Genomic DNA, 22,176 nt, shown 5'->3' with positions numbered 1-22,176 from the left:
AGGGTGAGCGGCGCCGATGATTGGGGGAGGTGTCTGTGGGACGGTTGGCACGCGCCGGGTTGTACGCGGGCGCATTGATCGGGCCGTTCGGCGGCGCCATCACGACGTCGATCCTGCCCGAGATCGGCGAGAGCTTCGGCCGCACACCAGGCGACGCGGCGTCGACGCTGACGTTCTACCTCGTGCCGTTCGCGGTGCTGATGCTCGCGTCCGGCACGCTCGCGCAACGCTGGGGTCCACAACGGACGGTCCGGATCGCGTACATCGCCTACGCCGTCACCTCAGCTCTCGCCGCAAGCTCCTCGACCTTCGAGGTGCTGCTGGCCTCACGAGCACTTCAGGGTGCCGCCAACTCGTTCACCACGCCGGTGCTGCTCGCCGTGATCGCCGCCTCGACGCCGAAGGAAAAGCTCGGCCGCGCGCTGGGCCTGTTCGGGTCGATGCAGGCGGCGGGCCAGACGAGCGCCCCTCTGGTCGGCGGGCTGACCGCCGAGATCGACTGGCGGCTCGCGTTCGTGGTGATCAGCGTGGTCGCCATCGCACTCGCGATTCTCGGTGTGCCACAAACCGACGCCGAACCGGAGCGCAACGCGAGCCTGAGAAGCGCGTTCGTCCCCAGCACGCTCAGGCCCGCGTTCGTCGGGTTCATCGGCTGGGGCTGCCTGGGCGGGTTGTCGTTCCTCGTGGCGTTCCGGCTGGACGACGTGTTCGGGCTCGGCGCGGGTCAGCGCGGGGTGCTGCTCACCGGGTTCGGCATCGTCGGGTTCCTGACCGCGCGGTACGTCGGCAAGGCGATCGACAAGTTCGGCGCCACGACCACTGTTGTCATCGGCGCGACGCTCGGCGGCGGACTCGTCGCCGCCGTGGGCACGACCCCGTTCGCGGCCATCGCGGTCATCGCGTGGGCGCTCACCGGTGCGGCCGCGCAGGGTGTGCTGGTGAGCATCAACGCGATCGTGCTGCAGAGCGAGAACGCCAACAGGGGCGGCAGCGTCAGTGTCGTGCAGTCACTGCGCTTCATGGGCGCCGCCGCGGCCCCGCTGGCGTTCGTCCCGCTCTACCAGGCCCACCCGCTGCTCGGGTTCCTCGTGCCGGCAGGCCTGCTCGTCACGATTCCGGCGATCATCACGTGGTCAGGTCGCGGCGCCGGAACCCGGCGAACCCCGCAGCCAGGAGCACCGCTGCCACCAGGGTGAGCCACGCGAGCGGCCCGAAGGTGATGTCCGGGTACTTCGGGACGTGGCTGAACGGCGAGACGTCGATGACCCACTGGTCGAGCTGCAGCGCGGGGCCGAGCAGCGTGAGCACCAGGGACGCCGACACCACCGCCCAGCTCACGCCGGTGAGCTGCGGGAACAACCCGAACAGCAGCAGCGCCGCGCCCGCGATCACCCACGCGGCCGGGAGCTGGGCCAGTGCCGCGCCGAGCATCCGAGGCACGACGCCGCCGAGGTCGTCGATCTGCAGTCCGTAGACCAGGCCGAGGCCCAGACCGGACGCTGCCAGCACGACCGCGCCGCCGACCAGGGCGAACACCGCGTGCGACGCGACCCAGCCCCACCGCGACACCGGCGTGGCGAGGATCGGCTCCGCGCGGAACGAGGTCTCCTCCGAGCGCAGCCGCAGTACCGCCTGGACCAGGTAGATCGACGCGATCAGGCCCATCAGCTGGGTGACAGTCGCGAAGAACGCGTCCACCATCGCGTCGGCGCCGCCGATCTTGCTGACGAGCTGCCCGAGCGTCGGGTTGTCCTGCACCATCTGCCCGACGGCCTGCGCGACGCTGCCGTAGATCACGCCCACCCCGAACAGCGCGATGGACCAGCCGATCAGCGAGCCCTTCTGCAGCCGCCAGGCGAGCCCGAACGGGGTGCCGATCGTGCTGTGCGCCGGGCCGAGCCGTGCCGCCAGCAGGCCGAGCCCCACGTCGCGCCGGGTCACTACGTAGGCGGAGACCCCGACCAGTGCGACGGTGAAGGCCAGCGAGATGCCGAGCACCCAGAACCTGTTGTCGCCGAACGACCGCACGTGCTCGGTCCAGCCGATCGGAGACAGCCAGGTCAGCCACTCCGGACCGGACGAGCCCGCCGCGTCACCGGCCGCGCGGAACAGGTAGATGACGCCGAGGAACCCGCCCGCGATCGCGTTGGACACACGCGAGTTCTCGCTCAGCTGCGCGGTGAACGCGCCGACGCCGGTGAACACCAGGCCGACCGACGCCGTGGACAGGCCGAACGCGAACGCACCCGTCGGGTCCAGGCCCTTGCCGATCAGCACCACGGCTTGCAGCACGCCGATCAGCAGGCTCGTGCCACCCGCGACGATCACCGCGGCGGCGAGCGGTGCGTGCCGACCGACGACCGTCGCGGCGATCAGCTCCGTGCGGCCCGCTTCTTCTTCTGCGCGTGTGTGCCGGGTGACGACCAGCATGGCCATGATCGCGATGAACAGGCCCGCGAAGACTCCCCAGCGCCAGACCACCAGGCCGCCGAGCGACGACCAGTCGTGCAACGGGCCGAGCATCGCGAGGAACGCGGGGTTGGCGTTCGCGGTGGCGCCCAGCAGGTCGCGCGACTGCTGGGTGTCGTACAGCTCTTCGAGCGCGGTCGTGGTCGACAGCGTCGTGAAGACGAGGAAGAGGGTCCAGACGGGCAGCAGGATCCGGTCCCTGCGCAGTGCCAGCCGGACGAGGTGCCAGGTGCCGATCATTTCGCGTCCTCGTAGTGGCGCAGGAAGAGCTCTTCCAGCGTCGGAGGCTGCGAGGTCAGCGTGCGCACGCCCGACGACACGAGCTGCTGGAGCACCGGGTCGAGCTTGTCCGAGTCGACCTCGAACTTCACCCGGTTGCCCTCGGCGACCAGGTCGTGCACGCCGGCCATGGTCGTGAGCCCGTTCGGCGGTCCTGCGAGCTCCGCGGAGATCGACGTGCGGGTCAGGTGCCGCAGGTCGGCGAGCGTGCCGGTCTCGACGATGTGGCCGTTGCGGATGATCGAGACACGGTCGCAGAGCGCCTCGACCTCGGCCAGGATGTGGCTGGAGAGCAGCACGGTGCGGCCGCGCTCCCGTTCGTCGTTGATGCAGTCCTGGAAGACGGCCTCCATCAGCGGGTCGAGGCCCGAGGTCGGCTCGTCCAAAATCAGCAGTTCGACGTCGCTCGACAGCGCGGCGACGAGGGCGACCTTCTGCCGGTTGCCCTTGGAGTAGGTGCGGCCCTTCTTGCGCGGGTCCAGTTCGAAGCGCTCCAGGAGCTCCTCGCGGCGAGCCTTGTTGAGGCCGCCGCGGAGCCGTCCGAGCAGGTCGATGACCTCGCCACCGGTCAGGTTGGGCCAGAGGTTGACGTCGCCGGGGACGTAGGCGAGGCGGCGGTGAAGGGCTGCGGTGTCCTTCCACGGGTCGCCGCCGAGCAGCCGCGCGGTGCCGGAGTCGGCACGCAGCAGGCCGAGGAGGATCCGGATCGTCGTCGACTTGCCGGCACCGTTCGGGCCGAGGAAGCCGTGCACCTCACCGGTCTGGACGTCCAGGTTCAGGTCGTCCAGTGCACGCGTCGGGCCGAAGGTCTTGACCAGGCCCGACACGGATATCGCAGATGTCATGCCCGGTAAGCTACACTTCTTTCACAACTTCGTGAAGTACGTAAATTTTGCCCGATCGGCTGACGAAAGGGGATGATGCCGCCGTGACTAGGGCTACACAGCGTGACACGCAGGCGGTGAGCCAGTTCGTCGAACGCTTCGGCGGGATTCTGGCGGACACCGGCGTGCCCCGCATGCCGGCTCGCATTCTCGCGGCGCTGATGACGACCGACTCAGGACGGCTCACCGCGGCCGAGATCGCCGACCTGCTGCAGATCTCCCCCGCGGCGGTGTCGGGCGCGGTGCGCTACCTGACCACGGTCCAGATCGTCAGCCGCGAGCGCGAGCCGGGATCGCGCCGCGACGTCTACCGGATGCGCGACAACGTCTGGTACGAGGCGACGTTCCGCAAGGACCAGATGCTGGGGATGATCGACGAGGTGCTCGGCGAGGGCGTCGCGACGCTCGGCGCGGACACCGAGGCGGGCACGCGGCTGGACGAGACGCGCGAGTTCTTCCGGTTCTGCCACAGCGAGCTCGGCTCGATGCTCGACCGCTGGCGCACGCACCGCGAGAAATGGCTCGAACAGCGCGAGGCCTGATCCCTACGATCATCGCGTGAAGTTCGCGAGCACCCCGCACTACTTCTTCCTCTGATCGGAAGGACCGAGGGCGATGCCACCGGCGTCGCCCTCTTCGTCGTCCCTTCCCATCGGTGTCACCAGGAGTGCTCGTGTTGCTCACCCATGCCCTTGACCAGGTCGTCGACCTGCTGCGATGCCCGGCGTGCGGCGCCGGCCTGTTCCCCGTCCGCGGCCCACTCCGGTGCCCGGCGGGCCACACGTTCGACATCGGCCGCACCGGCTACGTGAGCCTGCTGTCCGGTCACCGCCCCACCAGCCAGGACTCGGCGGAGATGGTGCGAGCGCGCGACCGGTTCCTCACGTCCGGTCGCTACTCCCCGATTCTCCGGACGGTCGCGCGCCTCGCGGCCGACGCGGTCCCCGAGGGCGGCACGGTCCTGGACGTGGGCTGCGGCACCGGCTACTACCTGGCAGGGGTGCTGGACCGCCTGCCGGGAGCCCGCGGACTGGGCCTCGACACGTCGGTGCGCGCGTTGCACTCAGCGGCACGGGCGCACGCACGGGCAGCCGCCGCGAGCTGGGACCTGTTCCGGCCGTTCCCGCTGGCAGACGCGGTGGCGGACGTGGTGCTGGACGTGTTCGCGCCGCGCAACCCCGCTGAGTTCCGCCGAGTGCTCCGCGCGGACGGCAGGGTGATCGTGGTGCGCCCCACCCGGCGGCACCTGGCCGAGCTGCGCATGGCGCTCAAGGTCGACCCGATCAAGGAAGCGCGCCTCGGCGTGGCGCTGGGCCGCTACTTCGAGCCCGTGGTCACCGAGCACGTGACGTACCCGATGTGCTTGAGCGGGCAGGACGCGGAAGATCTGGTGGGCATGACGCCGAGTGCCCGGCACGTGCGCCGTGAAGCGCACGCGCCGAGCACTCAGGTCACCGTATCGGTGCTGGTCACCGCCTACCGGACGAGGTCCGTCAGCCCGTGATCAGGGTCAGGCCGTAGGTCTCCAGGATCTCGTTGACCGGCTGGAAGTAGGTCGTGCCGCCGCTGGTGCAGTCGCCGGAGCCACCCGAGGTGACGCCCTGCGCCTGCGTGCCGCTGACCCACGAGCCACCCGAGTCACCGGGCTCCGCGCACACGTTCGTGCGCGTCAGACCGCTGACCGAGCCCTCCTGGTAGTTCACCGTCTGGCTCTTGGCCTGGACCTCGCCGCAGTGCCAGCCCGTGGTCGAGCCGGAACGGCAGATCGAGGCGCCGACCGCGGACTCGGTGTGACCGGAGACGATGACGTCAGCGCCGCCGTAGTGGTTCACCTTGGCCGTGGCCGTCCAGTTCGAGTTCGCCTTGACCCAGCTGTAGTCGTTGCCGGGGAAGGACGACTTCTCGAACGTGCCGAGCGCCGTGCGGTCCACACCGTTCACCGAGTCGCCGGGCGACCCGCAGTGCCCGGCGGAGACGAACCCGCCCTGCACAGCGAAGCCGACCGAGCAACGCCCGGCGTTGTTGATGTAGTACGCGTCGCCGCCGCGGATGTCCTTCAGCAGACGAGGTGCCTCGTCCGTCTCGACGACCTTGGCGAGCGTGCCCACCTTGTCCGCGAGCACCTTCGCCGCGGCGGCCTGACCACGCTTCACCGTGATCGTGACCGCGTTGGCCTTGGTGTCCACGAACCAGCCGGTGACCTCGGCGGGAGCCTTCTCGGCGTCGAGCCGAGACTTGGCCGAGTCGAGGTCGCTGGCCTTGTGGGCAACGGTGCGGGGCTCGGCGCCGAGCCTGCGCAGCCGGTCGGTCTTGGCCGCGTCGGTCACGCCCACGACGAGCTTGCCGGTGGACGCGTCGAACCACGCGCCGCCGAAGCTCTCGCCGGCGAACCCTTCCGCGACGCGCTGCAGGACCGCGGCCGCGCTTTCCTGACGCAGCCGATCCGCCGCCTGCTGGGCGTTCAGTCCGAGGTCGCGCTGCATCGCGGCGAGCAGGTCAGCTGACGGTTCAGGCGCGGCGACGGCGGCAGGGGTGACCGTCGTCGCGAGTGCACCCGCCAGCACGGCGACTGCCGCGACAGCCATGCGCTTCATAGGCGTTTCTCCTCAGTTTTCGGTTGTGCAGGGCCGGTGTAACGCCGGACCGGGCAACCGCGATGAGGAGATCAGCTGTGCTGCAACACAGCTCGCACGACACCTTGGCAATGGCGTCCCCAGGCGGTCGAACTGCCCGATCAGTTCGTTCCTCCGTCTGGGTGACGCTATGTTGTGCTGCCTACTGGACGGTAGGGCCGATCGAGGGGTGGACCTCTCGGCGTTCGGGTTGGTATAGGGAATTCAAATGCGTTCTCTCAGCCTATTTCCGTCACTCTCGGCAACTGTCCGTCTTGACACGAAATGTCAAATCTGTCAACAGTTCGCACTCGACGGCCTATCCCTCTGACCTGCGGTTTAGGTCTAGCGTCCAGGTCACCCTGTTCCCTGCACGAGGGAGAACCCTGCCATGCGAAGAGTCTTGAGTACGGGACTCACCGCCGCCGCCGCGCTCTGTCTGGCCGCTGCCGTGATGCCCGCTGCTTCAGCTCAGGAAAACGTGGGGACGATTCTCGGCACCGAACGTGCCGATGTCGTGAAGGACAGCTACATCGTCTCGCTGAAGGCCGACACGGCGTCGAGGGCCGCCGCGCCGGGCTTGGCGAGCAAGTACGGCGGCCAGGTCGGTCAGGTCTGGCAGCACGCGCTCAACGGCTTCTCGGTGAAGATGACGGCCAAGCAGGCCGCCAAGCTCGCCGCGGACCCGAAGGTCGCGTTCGTCCAGCAGGACGCCGAGGTCCACCTGCTCGACGTCCAGCAGAACCCGCCGTCGTGGGGTCTGGACCGCGTTGACCAGCGGGATCTGCCGCTGAGCAACAGCTACCAGTACGACACCACGGCGTCCAACGTCACGGCGTACGTCATCGACACGGGTGTGCGCACCACGCACTCCACGTTCGGTGGCCGCGCCACCTGGGGCACCAACACCTCCGGTGACGGCAACAACAGCGACTGCAACGGCCACGGCACGCACGTCGGCGGCACGATCGCGGGCTCGCAGTACGGCCTCGCGAAGGCCGCCAAGGTCGTCGCCGTCAAGGTGCTGAACTGCCAGGGCTCCGGCACCACCGCCGGCGTCGTCGGCGGTATCGACTGGGTGACGGCGAACGCGGTGAAGCCCGCTGTCGCCAACATGTCCCTCGGCGGCGGCGCGGACGCCACGCTGGACGCGGCCGTGCGCCGTTCCATCGCGGCCGGCATCACCTACGCGATCGCGTCCGGCAACTCGAACACCGACGCGTGTTCGACGTCCCCGGCCCGCGTGACCGAGGCGATCACCGTCAACGCGTCGACCAACACCGACGCGCGCGCCTCGTTCTCCAACTACGGCTCCTGCACGGACATCTACGCACCGGGTCAGAACATCGTGTCGTCGTGGAACACCAACGACACCGCGACGAACAACATCTCCGGTACGTCGATGGCCACCCCGCACGTCGCGGGCGCAGCAGCCCTGTGGCTCGCCACGCACCCGAACGACAGCCCGGCCGCCGTGTGGGCGGGCCTGGACGCGGCGAACACGCCCAACAAGATCACCAACGTCGGGGCCAACACGCCGAACAAGCTGCTCTACACGCTCTTCGGTGGCGGGCAGCCCGGCAACCCGTCGGTGACGAACCCCGGTACGCAGAACTCCACGGTCGGCACGCCGGCGTCGCTGCAGCTGGCGGCCTCCGGCGGCACCGCGCCGTACACCTGGTCCGTCTCCGGTCTCCCGGCCGGTCTGTCGGCGTCCGCCTCCGGCGCGATCTCCGGCACCCCGACCACGGCGGGCACCTCCTCGGTGACCGCCACGGTGACCGACTCAGCCGGCAAGACCGGTTCCGCGACCTTCTCCTGGGTCGTGAGCGCGGTCGGCGGCGGCTGTGACGCCAAGACCAACTCCACCCCGGTCACGATCGGCGACCTGCAGACCGTGACCAGCACGATCGTCATCTCCGGCTGCGCGGGCAACGCGTCGGCCACGGCGACGATCAAGGTCGACATCAACCACACCTACAAGGGCGACCTCGTGGTCGACCTGGTCGCCCCGGACGGCACGGTCGTGAACCTCCACAACCGTTCGGGCGGCTCGGCCGACAACATCAAGGAGACCTACACCAAGAACCTCTCTGGTGAGGCCGCCAATGGAACCTGGACGCTGCGCGTGCGTGACGCGGCGTTCCTGGACTCCGGCACGCTGAACAGCTGGACGCTCGACGTCTGAGCCATTCGGTAACCGAGACCGCCCCCGACGCTTCCGCCTCGGGGGCGGTTTCCTTTCACCGCAACCTCTCCCTGGCTGCTGAGGCCGCCCGCTCGACCACCGGCGGCAGTCCCGGCACCTCGCGCGCCTGCCGTTCCGCCTCGTCGAGCACGTCGCGGGCGAGGGCGGGTTCCGCCTGTCCCGCCAGCAAGTACAACTCGTGGACGAGGTCGCGTCCCATCCCCAGTTCCTGCCAGCCGTCCTCGTTCTCGAGGGCTTTCCGGCACTCCCGCAACGCCTGCCACGCCTTGCCGTGCTCGCCGGCCTTGCGTTCGAGCTCGGCCAGGCTCTGCCACCCGGAGGCGCGGGCCCAGTCGGTCTCCGCGAACTCCAGCGCGTCCCGCTGCGCTCGGGCGGCCTCGGCGAACGCGCCCAGATCAGCGAGCTCGTAGCGCAGCTGGCTCAGCGTGCCGGCGTCCCGCGGCCGGTCCTCGGCCCACCGGTCCAGCTCTCGGCGCGCCAGTTCGTGCTCTCCCGCGAGCTTGGCGCGCTCGACCCACGTCAGCGCGTCCTCGTCGGCTTCGTCCGCGGGGAACCACTCCTGCTTTCGCCGCGCCCACTCCTCGACGTCGTCATCGTCGAGATCCGTCTCGCCGAAGTACTCCAGCAGCTCCCCGCGCAAGGGGTGATCGCCGCCGCGCACGAGCTCGAGAGTGGCGTGCACCCCGGCGGCGAACACGTATTCGCTGTCATAGCCGCAAAAGGTGTCGAAGTTGGCGCGTTTGATCGCGAACTGCCGCCACACGTCCTCGACCTGCCGGTGCAGCGCGAGCAGGAACCCGGCCAGCTCCGCCTGGTCGCCGAGGCCCTGGAACGGCGCGTGGCGGCGGCACAACGCCTCCTGCTCGGCCAGAAACCGCAGCAGCGGCAGGTCTTCTGGGCGCCGGTCGTACTGCAACGCCCACAGCACCTTCGCGCGGTGCACCTCGTTGACGTCGTAGTCGAGGTCGTCAGAACCCTTGGCGCAGTGGTGCTCGAGCTCCTGCCACGCCGCTTTCGACTCCCGCATGCGCGCCAGCTCGCGTCTGGACTCCTCCATCACCGGTCCATTGTGGCCGTACCGCATACTGCGCCGGTGAGCTCTGGCGAGAGATGGCGGGTCGTTCTGCACAACGACGACGTCAACCTGATTCCGGTGGTGCATTACCTGCTGCGGAAAATCTGCGGCCACGACTGGGAAACCGCGCGCGACCTGACCATGACGGTCCATCACACAAGTGGGGCCGCCGTCGGCGTGCACGACCGCGAGACCGCCGAGGCCATCACCGTCGAACTGCTGCGGCACGGGCTGTCGGCGGGCATCAGGAGAGCCGGATGACGCCACCGGACTTCAGCGCCCATCCGGTCGACGGCGGCGTGCGAGTCGACATGAGCAAGGCGATCGCCTGGGGCTGGGGACGGGGCCTCCGCCTGCTGTCGAAGAGCTACCGGCGCGGCAATCCGTTCTACGCGCTGCGCAGTCCTCGGTGGGTGCTGACACAGCCTTCCCTGCTGCGCCACATGTACGGCGACGTGGCGGTCTCACGGCAGGAGTCCAGGGCGTTCCGGCGACGGCACCGGAACGCGCTGGCAGACCGCGAGCTCGTCAACAGAGTGCGAGCCCGCTGGACCGGTGCCAGGCCCATCGTGCTGACGCACGCCGAGGTCGACGACTGGATCGCGGTGCTGGGGCAGCTCCGCGTCTTCTACGAGCTGGTGCCGTTCACCCGGAACGCGATCCATTGGGCGAGCCACTTCCAGCAGGTCCTGGTGATGGCAGTCGCCCCGGACACGCTCAGTGAGCCGGTGGCCGCCGAAGAAGCGGCCACCGACCAGACTGACTAGAGGTCCACGCCCAGAAGTGCGTCCACGGCCGTGCGGATCTGCGACGGTCCGTGCTTGTCCGAACCGCCGTGCGACAGCGCCTCGTCCGCCCACGCGTCGATGGCCGCCAAAGCCTTCGGCGTGTCGAGGTCGTTGCCCAGGTGGTCGCGCAGCCGCGTCACGGTGTCCGCGGCGGCCGGACCCGAGTCCAGGGCAGCCGCACGGCGCCACTTGTCCAGGCGGGCCAGCGCCTCGTCGAGCAGGGCCTGGGTCCACGGGCGGTCCGCGCGGTAGTGGCCCGCCAGCAGCGCCAGGCGGATGGCGTTGGCGTCGACCTTCTCCGCGCGCAGCTTGGAGACGAAGACCAGGTTGCCGCGCGACTTCGACATCTTCTCGCCGTCGAGGCCGATCATGCCCGCGTGCACGTAGTGGCGGGCGAACGGGTGCTGGCCGGTCTGGGCCTCGGCGTGCGCGGCCGAGTACTCGTGGTGCGGGTAGATCAGGTCGGAGCCGCCGCCCTGGACGTCGAAGCCGATGCCGAGCCGGTTGTGGGCGATGGCGCTGCACTCGATGTGCCAGCCGGGGCGGCCTTCGCCCAGCTCGGACGGCCAGGAGGGCTCGCCGGGACGCTTCATCCGCCACAGCAGCGCGTCCAACGGGTGGCGCTTGCCCGGACGTGCGGGGTCGCCGCCGCGTTCGGCGAACAACCGGAGCATCGTCTCCTCCGAGTAGTTCGACTCGTAGCCGAACCGCCCGGTGGCGTTGTGCTCGAAGTAGATGTCCGGGTACTCCGCGTCGTCCACGCGGTAGGCGTGCCCGTCGGCCACCAGCTTGGCGACGACCTCGACGATCTCCGGGATGGCCTCGACGATGCCCACGTAGTCCTGCGGCGGCAGGACGCGCAGGGCCTCCATGTCCTCGCGGAACAGGGCGGTCTCGCGCATGGCGAGCACGACCCAGTCGTCCTTGTCGCGGATGGCCCGCTCCAGCAGCGGGTCGTCGACGTCGGTGACGTTCTGGACGTAGTGCACGTTGTGGCCGTTGTCGAGCCAGACGCGGTGCACGAGGTCGAAGGCCAGGTAGGTGGCGGCGTGGCCGAGGTGCGTCGCGTCGTACGGCGTGATGCCGCAGACGTACAACCTGGCGGTGTCTCCTGGAGCCGTGGGGCGCACTTCGCCCGTAGCCGTGTCGAACAGCCGCAGCGGGCGGGGGTCCCCCGGAACCCGCGGCACAGGAATGGATGACCAGGTCTGCATACATCCGACACTAACGCTTGCCGCCGGGTGCAGTGCGGTTTCCGGCTGTTGGGACGACCACGCCGAACCCACCCGGACAGAAAGATCGGACATTCGTTGACGACGTTGTCATCGCGTCCCTAGCGTCCAAAGACATGCTTCGTGTCGTTGTGGCCACGTTGATAGCCCTGTCCCTGTCCCCCGCAACAGCCTCAGCCGACCCGCCGAACGCCCTGCAGTACCTGGAGAACCCGCGCATGACGGGCGAGAACCAGGAACCCCCGCACCCCGATCTCCAGCCGGAACGCCGCCTCAGCCTGAACGGCGACTGGCGCATCCGGATGTTCGACAAGCCCGAGGACGTCAGAGAGACGACTGAGGGCTGGCGCACGGTCCAGGTGCCGCACACGTGGCAGACGGACTTCCTCGACCACCCGATGTTCCGCAACATCCCGACCGAGATGTACCCGGACAACCCGCCGGCGATCCCGCGCGACGTCAACCCCACCGGCGTCTACGAGAAGCAGTTCGACCTGCCCGCGAACTGGGACCGCACGCTGCTCAGGTTCGAGGGCGTGACCAGCGGTTATCTGGTCTGGGTCAACGGCACGTACGTCGGCTACGACCAGGGTGGCTACACCCCGGCAGAGTTCGACGTCACCAGCAAGCTCAAAGCCGGCCGCAACACGCTGAAGGTCCAGGTCCACCGCTGGGGCTCCGGCTCCCATCTGGAGGACTACGACCAGTGGCGGTTCTCCGGCATCTTCCGCGAGGTCTGGATGTACACGACGCCGAAGACCTATCTCGCGGACGTCACCATCAAGACCGATCTGGACGCCCAGTACCGCGACGCCACGCTGACCACCGACGTCAAGATCGGCGGCCCTCAGGAGGGCCACACCGTCCGGACCAGGCTGTTCGACCCGCAAGGCCGCGAGGTCGCAGTCAAAGACGGCAAGGTCAGCGACCCGCTGAAGTGGACCGACGAGACGCCGAACGTCTACGAGTTGCGGATCGAGCTGCTCAAGGACGGCCGCGTAATCCAGACCGGCAAGCAGCCCGTCGGGTTCCGCAAGATCGAGATCATCGACAAGCAGCTCAAGATCAACGGCAAGCGCGTGCTGTTCCGCGGCACCAACAGAGCCGAGACGTCCACCCACGGCAGCCGCTACGTCACCCGCACTGACCAGGAAAAAGACGTCGAGCTGATGAAGCGGTTCAACATCAACGCCGTCCGCACCTCGCACTATCCGAGCGACCCGTACTTCTACGAGCTCGCTGACCGCAACGGCCTGATGATCGCCGACGAGGTCGACATCGAGACCCACCACCACGACGGCTGCCCGAACAACTGCCTGGCCGAGCGCCCGGAGTGGCAGGACGCGTTCCACGACCGGTTCGTCGCGATGATGCAGCGCGACAAGAACCACCCCAGCGTGATCATGTGGGACACCGGCAACGAGGCGGGGCTCGGCAAGGCGCACTACGCGATGGCCGACTACGCGCGGAAGAACGACACGCGCCCGCTCTACCACCAGCCGAACTCCCCCGACGGCGACGCGCCGTTCGCGGACGTCTGGGGCCCGCGCTACCCCTCACCGGCGGGCCTCGAAGCCAAGGCGAAGACCACCACCAAGCCGATCATCATGGGCGAGTACGCGCACGCGATGGGCAACAGTCTCGGCAACTTCAAGGAGTTCTGGGACGTCGTGCGCGCCCATCCGCAGGTGCAGGGCGGCTTCATCTGGGACTGGGCCGAGCAGAACATCGCGCTGCCGTTGTACACCACACCCGATGACGCCAACGGGATCATGACGTGGTTGAGCGGCAAACCGTCCCAGGTGGACGGACCGCACGGCAAAGCGTTGCAGCTCAGCGGACTCGACGACTTCGTGGAGGTCTACCGCGACCGCAAGCTCGACGAGGTCGGCACCGGCCTGACGCTGGACGCCCAGGTCAAGCCCGCCGCGTGGACCGGCGACTTCACGGTCATCTCGAAGGGCGACCACCAGTACGCGCTCAAGATGGCCAACCGCACGACGCTGCAGTTCTTCATCTACAGCGGCACGTGGCGCACGGTCGAAGCCCAGGTGCCGGCGGACTTCTACGACAACTGGCACCGCGTCACGGGCACCTTCGACGGCACGAAGCTCCGATTGTTGATCGACGGTCGCGAGGTCTCGGCGTTGAACTACACCGGCAAGATCGACTGGTCGCACTGGCCGGTCAACATCGGCCGCAACGCCGAGACGATGCAGGAGAACGTCCAGTCCCGCATGGCCCACGGCGCGGTCGACCAGGTCCGCGTCTACCACCGCGCGCTGACCGACGCGGAGCTCGCCCAGGACCCGAAGAAGGACGCCGTGCTGGCGTTGGACTTCGAGAAGCTGGAGGACAAGGGCCGCAAGGAGTCCTACGGCGCGGGCACGGGTGGCGTCGACGGCGTGGTGTGGGCGGATCGCCGGCCGCAACCGGAGACCGCCGAACTCGCCGCGGTCCACTCCCCCATCCGCTTCTCCTACCAGGACAACAAGCTCACGATCGTCAGCGAACGCCAGTTCACCGGTACCGACGACCTCGAACTGCGCTGGCAGGTCCAGGACAACGGCCGCACGATCGCCCAGCACCGAGGCAAACTCCAGTCGGGAACCGTGGTGCTCCCCGACTTCAAGGCGAAGACCGAACGCTGGCTGACCGTCCGTGCCACCGACCGTCGCGGCAACGACGTCGGCATCGCCCAGTTCGCCGTCGGTGGCACGCAGATCGCCGGCCTGCACGCCGCCGGAGCACCGGGCAGGCTGAGCACCACCCAGAACGACAACGAGATCGTGGTGTCCGGCCAGGACTTCCGGTACGTCGTCAGCAAGAAGTCGGGCACGTTGACGTCGATGCGAGTGCGTGGTGCCGAACTGCTGAAGACCGGTCCCGAGCTGGACGCCTGGCGTGCCCCGCTGTCCAACGAGTTCATGAGCGAGGACAGCTCCTGGTACCGCAACGGCCTCGACCGGCTCCAGACCACGCCGTCGAGCGTCACCGTCACCTCGGAAGGCCCGGACACGGTCATCACGGCTCGATCGACCGCTCAAGCCGTGGCCACGGCGTCGTTCGGCCAGACCTTCACCTACCGGATCACCGGTGACGGCGAGATCCACGTGGGCCACCGGGTCGCGGCCCGCGACAAGATGCGCGACCTGTTCTACCTGCCCGGCATCGGCTTCACGCTCAAGGTGCCGCAGGACTACCGAAAGTTCTCCTGGTACGGCCGCGGTCCCGGCGAGAACTACGACGACCGCAAGTCCGGCAACCCGGTCGGCGTCTACCAGTCCACTGTGGACAAGGAGTTCAACGACTACTACAAGCCGCAGGACTTCGGCAACCACGCGGACACGCGCTGGGCGACGCTGTCCAACGGCCGCGCGGGCCTGCTCGTCGCGGGCGACCTGGACGTGCGCGTCTCGCAGTACGACGACCTCGACCGGGCGCCGTACCCGTTCGCGCTCAAGAAGAACGACGGCTGGACCACCCTCCACGCGGCACACCGAGTGACGGGCGTCAGCGAGACGTTCCACGAGCCGTTGCCGCAGTTCCAGGTAGAGGCGGGCAACGAGTACGCGTACTCCGTGCTGCTGCGCCCGCTCACTGCCCAGGAAGCCGCCACGGGCAAACTCGGCCAGCAGGTCGCCTGTGCCCCGTCCGTGGAGCTCAAAGCCGCTGACACCGCACTGGAACCGGGCGAGCAGGTCGAGGCCGAACTGGTGGTGACCGAGCCGTGCCCCGGCACGACCACGGCCACGCTCTCGGCACCCGAGAGCTGGTCGGTCTCGCCGTCATCCGTCGACCTGACCAGCGGCTCGGCGAAGGTGACGATCAAACGCGACGGCGGCGAGACCGGCGCACGCCCGTTGCTGGTCGAGGCCCGCAACGGCAAGGCCACCACGACCGTCACCAAGGACTTCACCGCCACGCCACCCGCGCCGACCGGGGAAGCGGCGGTGTCCTCGTTGCCGTTCCTCAGCGAGCGCAACGGCTGGGGCCCGGTCGAACGCGACCGCAGCAACGGCGAGAACCAGGGCGGTGACGGCAGCCAGATCAGCATCAGGGGCGCCAAGTTCGCCCTGGGCCTCGGCACGCACGCCGACTCGGAGTTCGACATCTACGCGGGCGGCAAGTGCTCCCAGTTGACCGCCACGATCGGTGTCGACGACGAGACCGGCGGCAACGGCAGCGTCCGGTTCGAGGTGCTCAAGGACGGTCAGCAGGTCTACCGAAGCGCTGTGCTGACAGGACAGAGCGCAGCCGTCCCCATCACCGTCGACACGAGTGGAGCAACCGTGCTGACGTTCCGGATCACAGACGGAGGTGACGGCAACGCCTGGGATCACGCCGACTGGGCGAACCCGGTTCTGAGCTGCCGATAATTGTCAGACCCGAGGCGTACCGTTGGAGATCAAGGGCATTCGCCGGTGAAGGGCGGGGTCTCATGATCGTCGAAATCCTCGGGGGCCTGATCGCGCTCGGAGGCCTCGGCCTCGCCATGAGCGCCAGAGTGATCAAACAGTTCGAACAGGGACTGGTGTTCCGGTTCGGCAAGCTGCAACAGGGCGTGCGCGGGCCAGGGCTGACGATGCTGATCCCCGGCGTCGACCAACTCCGGAAGGTCAACCTGCAGATCGTCACCCTGCCCGTGCCCGCGCAGGACGGCATCACGCGCGACAACGTCACCGTGCGCGTCGACGCCGTCGTGTACTTCAAGGTCCACGACCCGGCCAAGGCCGTCATCAACGTCGAGGACTACCGCTTCGCCATGCTTCAGGTCGCCCAGACGTCCCTGCGCTCCATCATCGGCAAGAGCGAGCTGGACGACCTGCTGTCCAACCGCGAGCACCTCAACCAGGGCCTGGAACTGATGATCGACACCCCCGCGCTGGCGTGGGGCATCGACATCGACCGCGTCGAGATCAAGGACGTCGCCCTGCCGGAGAGCATGAAGCGCTCGATGTCCCGCCAGGCGGAGGCCGAACGCGAACGCCGCGCGCGCATCATCACGGCGGACGGCGAGCTGCAAGCCTCGAAGAAGCTCTCCGAGGCGGCCGGAACGATGGAACAAACACCGGCGGCGCTCCAGCTGAGGCTCCTGCAGACCATCGTGGAGGTGGCGGCGGAGAAGAACTCGACGCTCGTGCTGCCGTTCCCGGTGGAGCTGCTCCGCTTCCTTGAACGCAACACCCTCACCGACAAGGCCGTCGAGAAGGTCGCGGACATGGCCGCCGAGAAACCCGCGGTCACACCGGCGGACGAACCCGCGGGAGAACTGCCTCCGGCACCTCCGGCACCACGCGAGTCGGCCGAGCACGAGACGGAGCGCGATTCGTCCGTGTGAGTTACGGGCCGTAACACCTCCTGTCCGAGAACGACGTCCGGGCAGGGGGTAGTGAGAGATGCGGGAAAGGGTCAGGGGCAGGTTCGTAGGCATCGGCGTCGGCTCCTACGAACTGGTGCAGCCACTCCAGCACGCCGTGAGCGACGTGCGAGAACTCCACGCCCTGCTCAAGGGCTACGAGGGCGAGCCTCTCGCGGACCCGACCGAGTCCGAGATCCGCGACCACATGAAGGCCCTCCGCAGAACCCCTCAGGACGGCGGCGCCCTGGTAGCCCTGTGGAGCGGCCACGCCATCCCGGTCGCCGGCAACCTGAGACTGCTGGCCAGGGACAACGACGGCGCGGTCGACGGCATCATGCTGCACGAGTTCGCTCTCTGGTGTGCCGCGTCAGGCGCCCACCAGGTGCTCATCATCATCGACGCCTGCTACTCCGGCGCCCAGCTCGACGAGGCCGTCCGCACGGTCGCCGCCATCCAGGACGAACTCCTGGCGGGACAGGTGCACTGGGCAGGCGTGCTCGTGTCGTGCTCCAGCGTCGAAACGGCCCGGGACGGCCTCTTCGGCGGCCAGCTCAGAAAACTCCTGAGGGCAGGGCCCACCGCCGACGAGGACGCACGGCGCTGGAGCGACCGCACGGCTCTCGTGGACGGCGGCGCGGTCGGCACGGCACTGCTGAACGCGTGGGACAGCGACATCCAACGCCCCCGCTTCATGCAGTACGGCTCCGCACAGCCGATGCTGCCCAACCCTCTCTACGCCGCGAACACGGTCGCGAAGCACCTCCTGCTCGCGGCCAGAGGCGGCGACTCGACCGACAACCGGTCGTGGTTCACCGGCCGCACAGCCCAGGTCGACAAGGTCGTGAGCTGGGTGAAGTGCGGAATCCCCGGCCTGCGCGTGGTCACGGGCTCACCGGGCACGGGCAAGTCCGCGGTGCTCGGCCGGGTGGTGAGCCTGTCCAACGCGGCCGAACGCGACCTGCTGCTCACCGCCGGTCCGTCGTTCCGGCACGCCGACCCCGGCCCGGACTCGGTGGACGCGGCCGTGCACGCCAGAGCGATGGACGCCGACCGCGTGGCCGACCTGCTCAGCCGTCAGCTGGTGGGCAGGGGCCTGGTTCCCGAACCCGACGGGCCACGACGGGGTGCGGCCGAGCTGGTCGGCGTCGTCAGCACCCTCCCGGAACCGCCGGTGCTCGTGATCGACGGCCTGGACGAGGCCCGCGGTGAGTCGTTCTCGATCGCCACCTCGCTGCTGACCAAGCTCGCGAACTACGCCGTCGTGATCGTCTCGACCCGGCAGGCCCACCGGGTCGCGGGTGGCGCGCCGCTGCTGACCGAGCTGTCCGCGGTCGAGACGCTCAACCTCGACGACGCCGACAACGAGACCGATGTCCGCGAGTACGTGCTGGCACGCCTCGGCCCGAACGCCGCGCAGTCCACTGTGGACGAGCTGGCGAAGCTGCCGTTCCTGACCGCGTGGATGATCACCGACCAGGTGCTCGCCGACGGTGGCGCCGACCTGAAGCTGTCACTCGACGCCGCGTTCGACCGTGAGCTCGCGAAGGTGCCATCAGCGCGTGCGTTGCTGACGGCGCTGACGTGGAGCTACGGCGCGGGCTTCCCCGAAGCCGAATGGATCGCGGTCGCCGAGGCGTTGTCCGGTGAAGAGTTCGGACGCGACGACATCACGGCCGTGCTCACCGAACTGGGCCGTCACATCGTCCAGGACGGTGAGGAAGGCACGGCGGTCTTCAAGCTGACGCACCAGACGTTCGCCGACCACCTGCGCCCGCAGTTCGCACCGAGCAAGGACACCGTGTTCGCGCCGGGTGCGGAGAAGGTGGCGTGCGCGCTCATCAGGCTCTATCGGCAGCGCCTCGAAGCCGGTGTGCCGCCGGACGCGCCCGGCTATCTGTGGAAGTACGCGTGGCGGCACTGCGGGCACGCGGGCGCGCAGGCTCTCGACGGACTGCGCGAGCTCGCGATGCTGAACCGGATGTTGTTGCCGGACATCGCACTCGCGGCGACCACGGCGGCCGGCGAGCTGATGCACTGGGGTCGCGGCGACGAGGCCATCGCGCCTCTCGAAGAGGCGGCCGAGCACTTCCGGGCGTTGGTGCCGACGATCCGGATGTACTTGGCGGACTTGGCGTTCGTGCTGAACAAGCTGGGCAACAGGTTCCGCGAGGCCGGCCGGCTGCAACAGGCCGTCGCACCCGCCGAGGAGTCCGTCGTGCGGTACCGGGAGCTGGTCGCGTCGACGCCGACGACCGCGGAAACCCTGACGCACAAACGACTTGCGCAACGCATCGCGAAGACGACGACGCACGGCGGCGACAACCCGACCTACGCAGCACACCTCAGCGGCGCGTTGGTGGACCTGAGCGAGGTCTACGCGATGCTGGGGCGTAGGCATGAGGCCTTGTCGACGGCTCGTGACGCGGTCGCAGCTGTTGATACTGATGCACCACTCGCGCGCGCGATGACGTCGTTGGCCGCGAGGTGCAGCGAAACCGGCCAGCGCTACGAAGCCATGCAACGCTCCAAGCAAGCCGTCGAGCTCTACTACTCGCTCGCCCAGACCAACCCGGTCTTCCTCGCCGACCTGGTCAGCGCGCTCGTCGAACTGGCCCGCGACTACCTCGCACTGGGCAGGCTGTCCGAAGCCGGCCGCATCACAGGGCAGGCCGCCGAGATCAGCGGCACGCTCGGCCGCCACGCCGCGTTCCGGCCGCAGCTTGCCGACGCCGCGCTGAGCCTGAGCGTCGCCTACAGCCTGATCAACAAGAAAGCCGAGGCACTCGACGCCGCGCGCCAAGCGGCGGACCTCGCGGACGGCCTGCGCATCCACGGCCAGGCCCTGCACAACCTGATGCGCCGTCAACGAGACGCCGAGAAACCCCGCGAGGCACTGGTGACCGGGCTGCGGACCGTCGAGGTGTGCCTGGAGAACTCTGATCGGCTGTCCACGCTCGCGGCCGCGCTGTTCACGCTCGACATCGTCTGCGCCGGCCTCAAGCAGCCCGAGATCGTCGACGAGACGTGGGAGCGCGTGACGACCCGCTTCACCGGACCGCACCTCGCGACGTTGCTGATGCTGCGCGCGGCAGCCACGAAGGCCGGTGATCCCCAGGCGGCGAAGTGGTTGTGCCAGGCGCTCACGCACGTCGGCCAGTCGCGGCAGACGATCCACGACGTGCACGACATCGCCCGCCGCCACTACGACAGCGGGCCGTGGCCGTGGGACACCTCGCCGGACTGGCTGACCGTCGACCGGACACTCCTCAAAACAGCCCGCAAGTGGGTGTTCGCGCGCTCGTACGCCGACGAACGCGCCGTGCTGCTCGAACACCCGGAACTGCTGTCGACGGACGCGGACGTGGCCATCACCGAAGCGCTGTACGGGACGAGCCTGATCGAGGCCCAGGTCATCCAGTCGCGCCGGACGACCGCTCAGCAGCAGGGCGTGCAGCACGCGTACCGGCCGTGGTTGCTGGCGAGCCTCGCGGACGAGTTCGTCGACGCCACCCCGGCCCGCCGCCGCGAGCTGCTCGCCACCCGCCGGGAAGAGCTGCTGGACAAGGAAGTTCTGAAGAACGTCCGCGACAACCGGCCCGTGCACGCGTTGCTGCTGCTCGCCGACGAGGACTCGGACGTGCTCGACCTCGTGCTGGACGCGCTGGAAAGCCCAGAGCGCACAACGGAAATCCTGCGCGGGCTGGCAGCCGGTGCGACACCGCAGGCGTTGACCCAGGCTGTGACGGCGTTGGAGCCCTACGCGTTGGCCGCTCTCTACAAGGTGGTCGCGCGCGCTCGAGCCGGTGACGCACGCCTGGCACTACCGGCACCGGACCAGCGGCTCAGGTGGATCCACGAGCTGACGTTCCTGGTGCCCGCGAACCTCAAGCTGCTCACCCTCATCCGCAAGCTCGCCGAGGAGTCCTAGATGAACCACCTCGTCGTCGTCCTGCCCGGCATTCTCGGCAGCACGCTGAAGGATCGCGACGGCATCGTCTGGGAGGTGTCGGGCAAGGCCGCTCTGAAAGCCGTCCTGACGCTCGGCCGCAGCCTGAAGCGCCTCAAGCTCCCGGCGGGCATCGGCGACGAGCACCCGCAGGACGGCATCGAGCCCGTAGCGCTCATGAGCGACCTGCACGTCATCCCCGGCATCTGGACGCCGCTCAAGGGCTACGACCGGGTCACCAAGCGGCTGAACTCGCTCGGGTACACCGTCGAGAAGGGCAACCTGCTGCTGTTCGCCTACGACTGGCGGCTGTCGAACCGCTACAACGGCGCGTTGCTGGCGCGGAAGGTCGACGAGGCGCTGGACAAGCTCGGGCCGGACGCCAAGGTCAGTTTCGTGTGCCACTCGATGGGCGGGCTGGTCGCGCGGTGGTGCATCGAGCAGTGCGGGATGGCCGAGCGCACCAACAAGCTGATCACCATGGGTACGCCGTACCGAGGAGCAGCTTCGGCGTTGGAACAGCTGGTCAACGGCGTGCGCAAGGGTCTCGGACCGCTCGCGATCGACCTGACGGAGTTCGCGCGGAGCATGCCGTCGCTGCACCAGCTGCTGCCCGAGTACGCGTGCATCGAGTCGCCCAACGGCCTGGTCAAGACGACCGAGACGACGTTGCCCGAGCTCGACACGAAGATGGTCGCGGACGCGATGGCGTTCCACGGCGCGTTGACCGACTCGTTCGCTGACAAGACGTACGCGATCCTCGGCGGCAAGCAGCCGACCGCTACGACCGCTCGCCTGGCCGACGGCAAGATCACCTGCTACCGCAACTACGAGGGCGACGAGCTGTACGGCGACGGGACGGTGCCGATGGTCGGAGCGGCGCGCAAGGGGCTCGTGCTGTCGTCGAACACGCTGCACCGGGTGGTCGAGCAGCACACGTCGTTGCAGGACAACTCGACGGTCCTGGACATGGTCGAGTCGTTCCTGACCGCGAAGGAGATCGTCCCGCGCAACGTCACGGACACGGAACCGCAGGTCATCGTGCCCGACCTGGTGCTGGTGGGCGAGGACCTGGAGGTCACCGTCGAGCTGAAGGACACCACCCCGCGGGCGTTGAAGGTGGCGTTGGTCAACGAGCAGGGCAAATTGGTCGAATCGCGCAGTCCGGCGATCTCCGAGAGGATGGCGATCAAATTCGACGGATTGGCTCCCGGCGCTTACTCCGTGCAGGTCAGCGGTATCGCGACGGGTGCTCCGGTCGTCCCGGTGACGTCGGCTGTCCTCGTCATGGATTGCCCCGAGGTCTGACCGGGAGGACGA

General features: G+C 68.6%; 15 protein-coding genes. 10 read left to right on the top strand and 5 right to left on the bottom strand.

Annotation, left to right across the window (positions count from 1 at the left end; translation table 11 throughout):
* Window positions 1-35 precede the first annotated feature (35 nt).
* The gene (locus AB0M24_RS22420) at window positions 36-1,196 is read left to right on the top strand and encodes an MFS transporter (RefSeq protein ID WP_363770838.1); all 1,161 of its coding nucleotides are present in this window, start codon (window positions 36-38) and stop codon (window positions 1,194-1,196) included.
* On the opposite strand, the gene AB0M24_RS22415 is transcribed toward AB0M24_RS22420, so the two are convergent.
* A complete protein-coding gene (locus tag AB0M24_RS22415; RefSeq protein WP_363770835.1) occupies window positions 1,126-2,709 on the bottom strand; it encodes an ABC transporter permease in 1,584 nt (527 codons plus the stop codon). The two genes, AB0M24_RS22420 and AB0M24_RS22415, sit on opposite strands and share 71 nt — an antisense overlap.
* Window positions 2,706-3,593, bottom strand: a complete 888-nt coding sequence (locus AB0M24_RS22410) for an ABC transporter ATP-binding protein (RefSeq protein WP_363770832.1) — start codon at window positions 3,591-3,593, stop codon at window positions 2,706-2,708. The genes AB0M24_RS22415 and AB0M24_RS22410 overlap by 4 nt, the downstream gene beginning before the upstream one ends.
* An 83-nt stretch (window positions 3,594-3,676) precedes the next feature.
* Between AB0M24_RS22410 and AB0M24_RS22405 the strand changes: the two genes are divergently transcribed.
* Together AB0M24_RS22405 and AB0M24_RS22400 are read left to right on the top strand one after the other, a co-directional pair.
* Window positions 3,677-4,174, top strand: coding sequence for a MarR family transcriptional regulator (locus AB0M24_RS22405; protein ID WP_363770829.1), 498 nt, complete (start codon window positions 3,677-3,679; stop codon window positions 4,172-4,174).
* A 131-nt stretch (window positions 4,175-4,305) separates the two neighbouring features.
* A complete protein-coding gene (locus tag AB0M24_RS22400) occupies window positions 4,306-5,136 on the top strand; it encodes a putative RNA methyltransferase (RefSeq protein ID WP_363770826.1) in 831 nt (276 codons plus the stop codon).
* Here the strand turns inward: AB0M24_RS22400 and AB0M24_RS22395 are convergent.
* Window positions 5,126-6,226, bottom strand: coding sequence for a S1 family peptidase (locus tag AB0M24_RS22395; RefSeq protein WP_363770823.1), 1,101 nt, complete (start codon window positions 6,224-6,226; stop codon window positions 5,126-5,128). The genes AB0M24_RS22400 and AB0M24_RS22395 overlap by 11 nt on opposite strands.
* Before the next feature lie 409 nt (window positions 6,227-6,635).
* Between AB0M24_RS22395 and AB0M24_RS22390 the strand changes: the two genes are divergently transcribed.
* Window positions 6,636-8,432, top strand: coding sequence for a S8 family serine peptidase (locus tag AB0M24_RS22390; RefSeq protein WP_363770820.1), 1,797 nt, complete (start codon window positions 6,636-6,638; stop codon window positions 8,430-8,432).
* A gap of 55 nt (window positions 8,433-8,487) precedes the next feature.
* Here the strand turns inward: AB0M24_RS22390 and AB0M24_RS22385 are convergent, their stop codons facing one another.
* The gene (locus AB0M24_RS22385) at window positions 8,488-9,510 is read right to left on the bottom strand and encodes a hypothetical protein (protein ID WP_363770817.1); all 1,023 of its coding nucleotides are present in this window, start codon (window positions 9,508-9,510) and stop codon (window positions 8,488-8,490) included.
* 36 nt (window positions 9,511-9,546) lie between these two features.
* Between AB0M24_RS22385 and AB0M24_RS22380 the strand changes: the two genes are divergently transcribed.
* A complete protein-coding gene (locus tag AB0M24_RS22380) occupies window positions 9,547-9,789 on the top strand; it encodes an ATP-dependent Clp protease adaptor ClpS (protein ID WP_363770814.1) in 243 nt (80 codons plus the stop codon).
* Entirely contained in the window at window positions 9,786-10,295 is a 510-nt protein-coding gene (locus tag AB0M24_RS22375; RefSeq protein ID WP_363770811.1) for a hypothetical protein, read from the top strand. Before AB0M24_RS22380 ends, AB0M24_RS22375 begins: the two co-directional genes overlap by 4 nt.
* Here the strand turns inward: AB0M24_RS22375 and mshC are convergent.
* Window positions 10,292-11,530, bottom strand: coding sequence for a cysteine--1-D-myo-inosityl 2-amino-2-deoxy-alpha-D-glucopyranoside ligase (gene mshC / locus AB0M24_RS22370; RefSeq protein ID WP_363770808.1), 1,239 nt, complete (start codon window positions 11,528-11,530; stop codon window positions 10,292-10,294). The genes AB0M24_RS22375 and mshC overlap by 4 nt on opposite strands.
* Before the next feature lie 134 nt (window positions 11,531-11,664).
* Between mshC and AB0M24_RS22365 the strand changes: the two genes are divergently transcribed.
* The 4 genes from AB0M24_RS22365 (at window position 11,665) to AB0M24_RS22350 (ending at window position 22,164) form a co-directional block, all read left to right on the top strand.
* Window positions 11,665-15,927 (top strand): glycoside hydrolase family 2 TIM barrel-domain containing protein, encoded by a 4,263-nt coding sequence (locus tag AB0M24_RS22365; protein ID WP_363770805.1) that lies wholly within the window; start codon window positions 11,665-11,667, stop codon window positions 15,925-15,927.
* Between the two features lie 62 nt (window positions 15,928-15,989).
* Window positions 15,990-16,889, top strand: a complete 900-nt coding sequence (locus tag AB0M24_RS22360; RefSeq protein ID WP_363770802.1) for a slipin family protein — start codon at window positions 15,990-15,992, stop codon at window positions 16,887-16,889.
* A gap of 58 nt (window positions 16,890-16,947) precedes the next feature.
* Complete coding sequence (locus AB0M24_RS22355) at window positions 16,948-20,838, top strand: caspase family protein (RefSeq protein ID WP_363770799.1); 3,891 nt, start codon at window positions 16,948-16,950, stop codon at window positions 20,836-20,838.
* Window positions 20,839-22,164 carry a hypothetical protein gene (locus AB0M24_RS22350; protein ID WP_363770796.1) on the top strand — a complete coding sequence of 442 codons (1,326 nt, stop codon included), beginning with the start codon at window positions 20,839-20,841 and terminating at the stop codon, window positions 22,162-22,164.
* The last annotated feature ends 12 nt before the right edge of the window (window positions 22,165-22,176 follow it).

The organism is Lentzea sp. NPDC051838, assembly GCF_040681245.1.
GTDB lineage: Bacteria > Actinomycetota > Actinomycetes > Mycobacteriales > Pseudonocardiaceae > Lentzea.
This window is presented reverse-complemented; position numbering and strand designations above follow the sequence as displayed.

Excerpts from the sequence above, each read along its gene's own strand:
- AB0M24_RS22415 (WP_363770835.1), bottom strand. The coding sequence starts at position 2,709 with ATGATCGGCACCTGGCACCTCGTCCGGCTGGCACTGCGCAGGGACCGG.
- AB0M24_RS22410 (WP_363770832.1), bottom strand. The coding sequence starts at position 3,593 with ATGACATCTGCGATATCCGTGTCGGGCCTGGTCAAGACCTTCGGCCCG.
- AB0M24_RS22395 (WP_363770823.1), bottom strand. The coding sequence starts at position 6,226 with ATGAAGCGCATGGCTGTCGCGGCAGTCGCCGTGCTGGCGGGTGCACTC.
- AB0M24_RS22390 (WP_363770820.1), top strand. The coding sequence starts at position 6,636 with ATGCGAAGAGTCTTGAGTACGGGACTCACCGCCGCCGCCGCGCTCTGT.
- AB0M24_RS22385 (WP_363770817.1), bottom strand. The coding sequence starts at position 9,510 with ATGGAGGAGTCCAGACGCGAGCTGGCGCGCATGCGGGAGTCGAAAGCG.
- AB0M24_RS22375 (WP_363770811.1), top strand. The coding sequence starts at position 9,786 with ATGACGCCACCGGACTTCAGCGCCCATCCGGTCGACGGCGGCGTGCGA.
- mshC (WP_363770808.1), bottom strand. The coding sequence starts at position 11,530 with ATGCAGACCTGGTCATCCATTCCTGTGCCGCGGGTTCCGGGGGACCCC.
- AB0M24_RS22365 (WP_363770805.1), top strand. The coding sequence starts at position 11,665 with ATGCTTCGTGTCGTTGTGGCCACGTTGATAGCCCTGTCCCTGTCCCCC.
- AB0M24_RS22360 (WP_363770802.1), top strand. The coding sequence starts at position 15,990 with ATGATCGTCGAAATCCTCGGGGGCCTGATCGCGCTCGGAGGCCTCGGC.
- AB0M24_RS22355 (WP_363770799.1), top strand. The coding sequence starts at position 16,948 with ATGCGGGAAAGGGTCAGGGGCAGGTTCGTAGGCATCGGCGTCGGCTCC.
- AB0M24_RS22350 (WP_363770796.1), top strand. The coding sequence starts at position 20,839 with ATGAACCACCTCGTCGTCGTCCTGCCCGGCATTCTCGGCAGCACGCTG.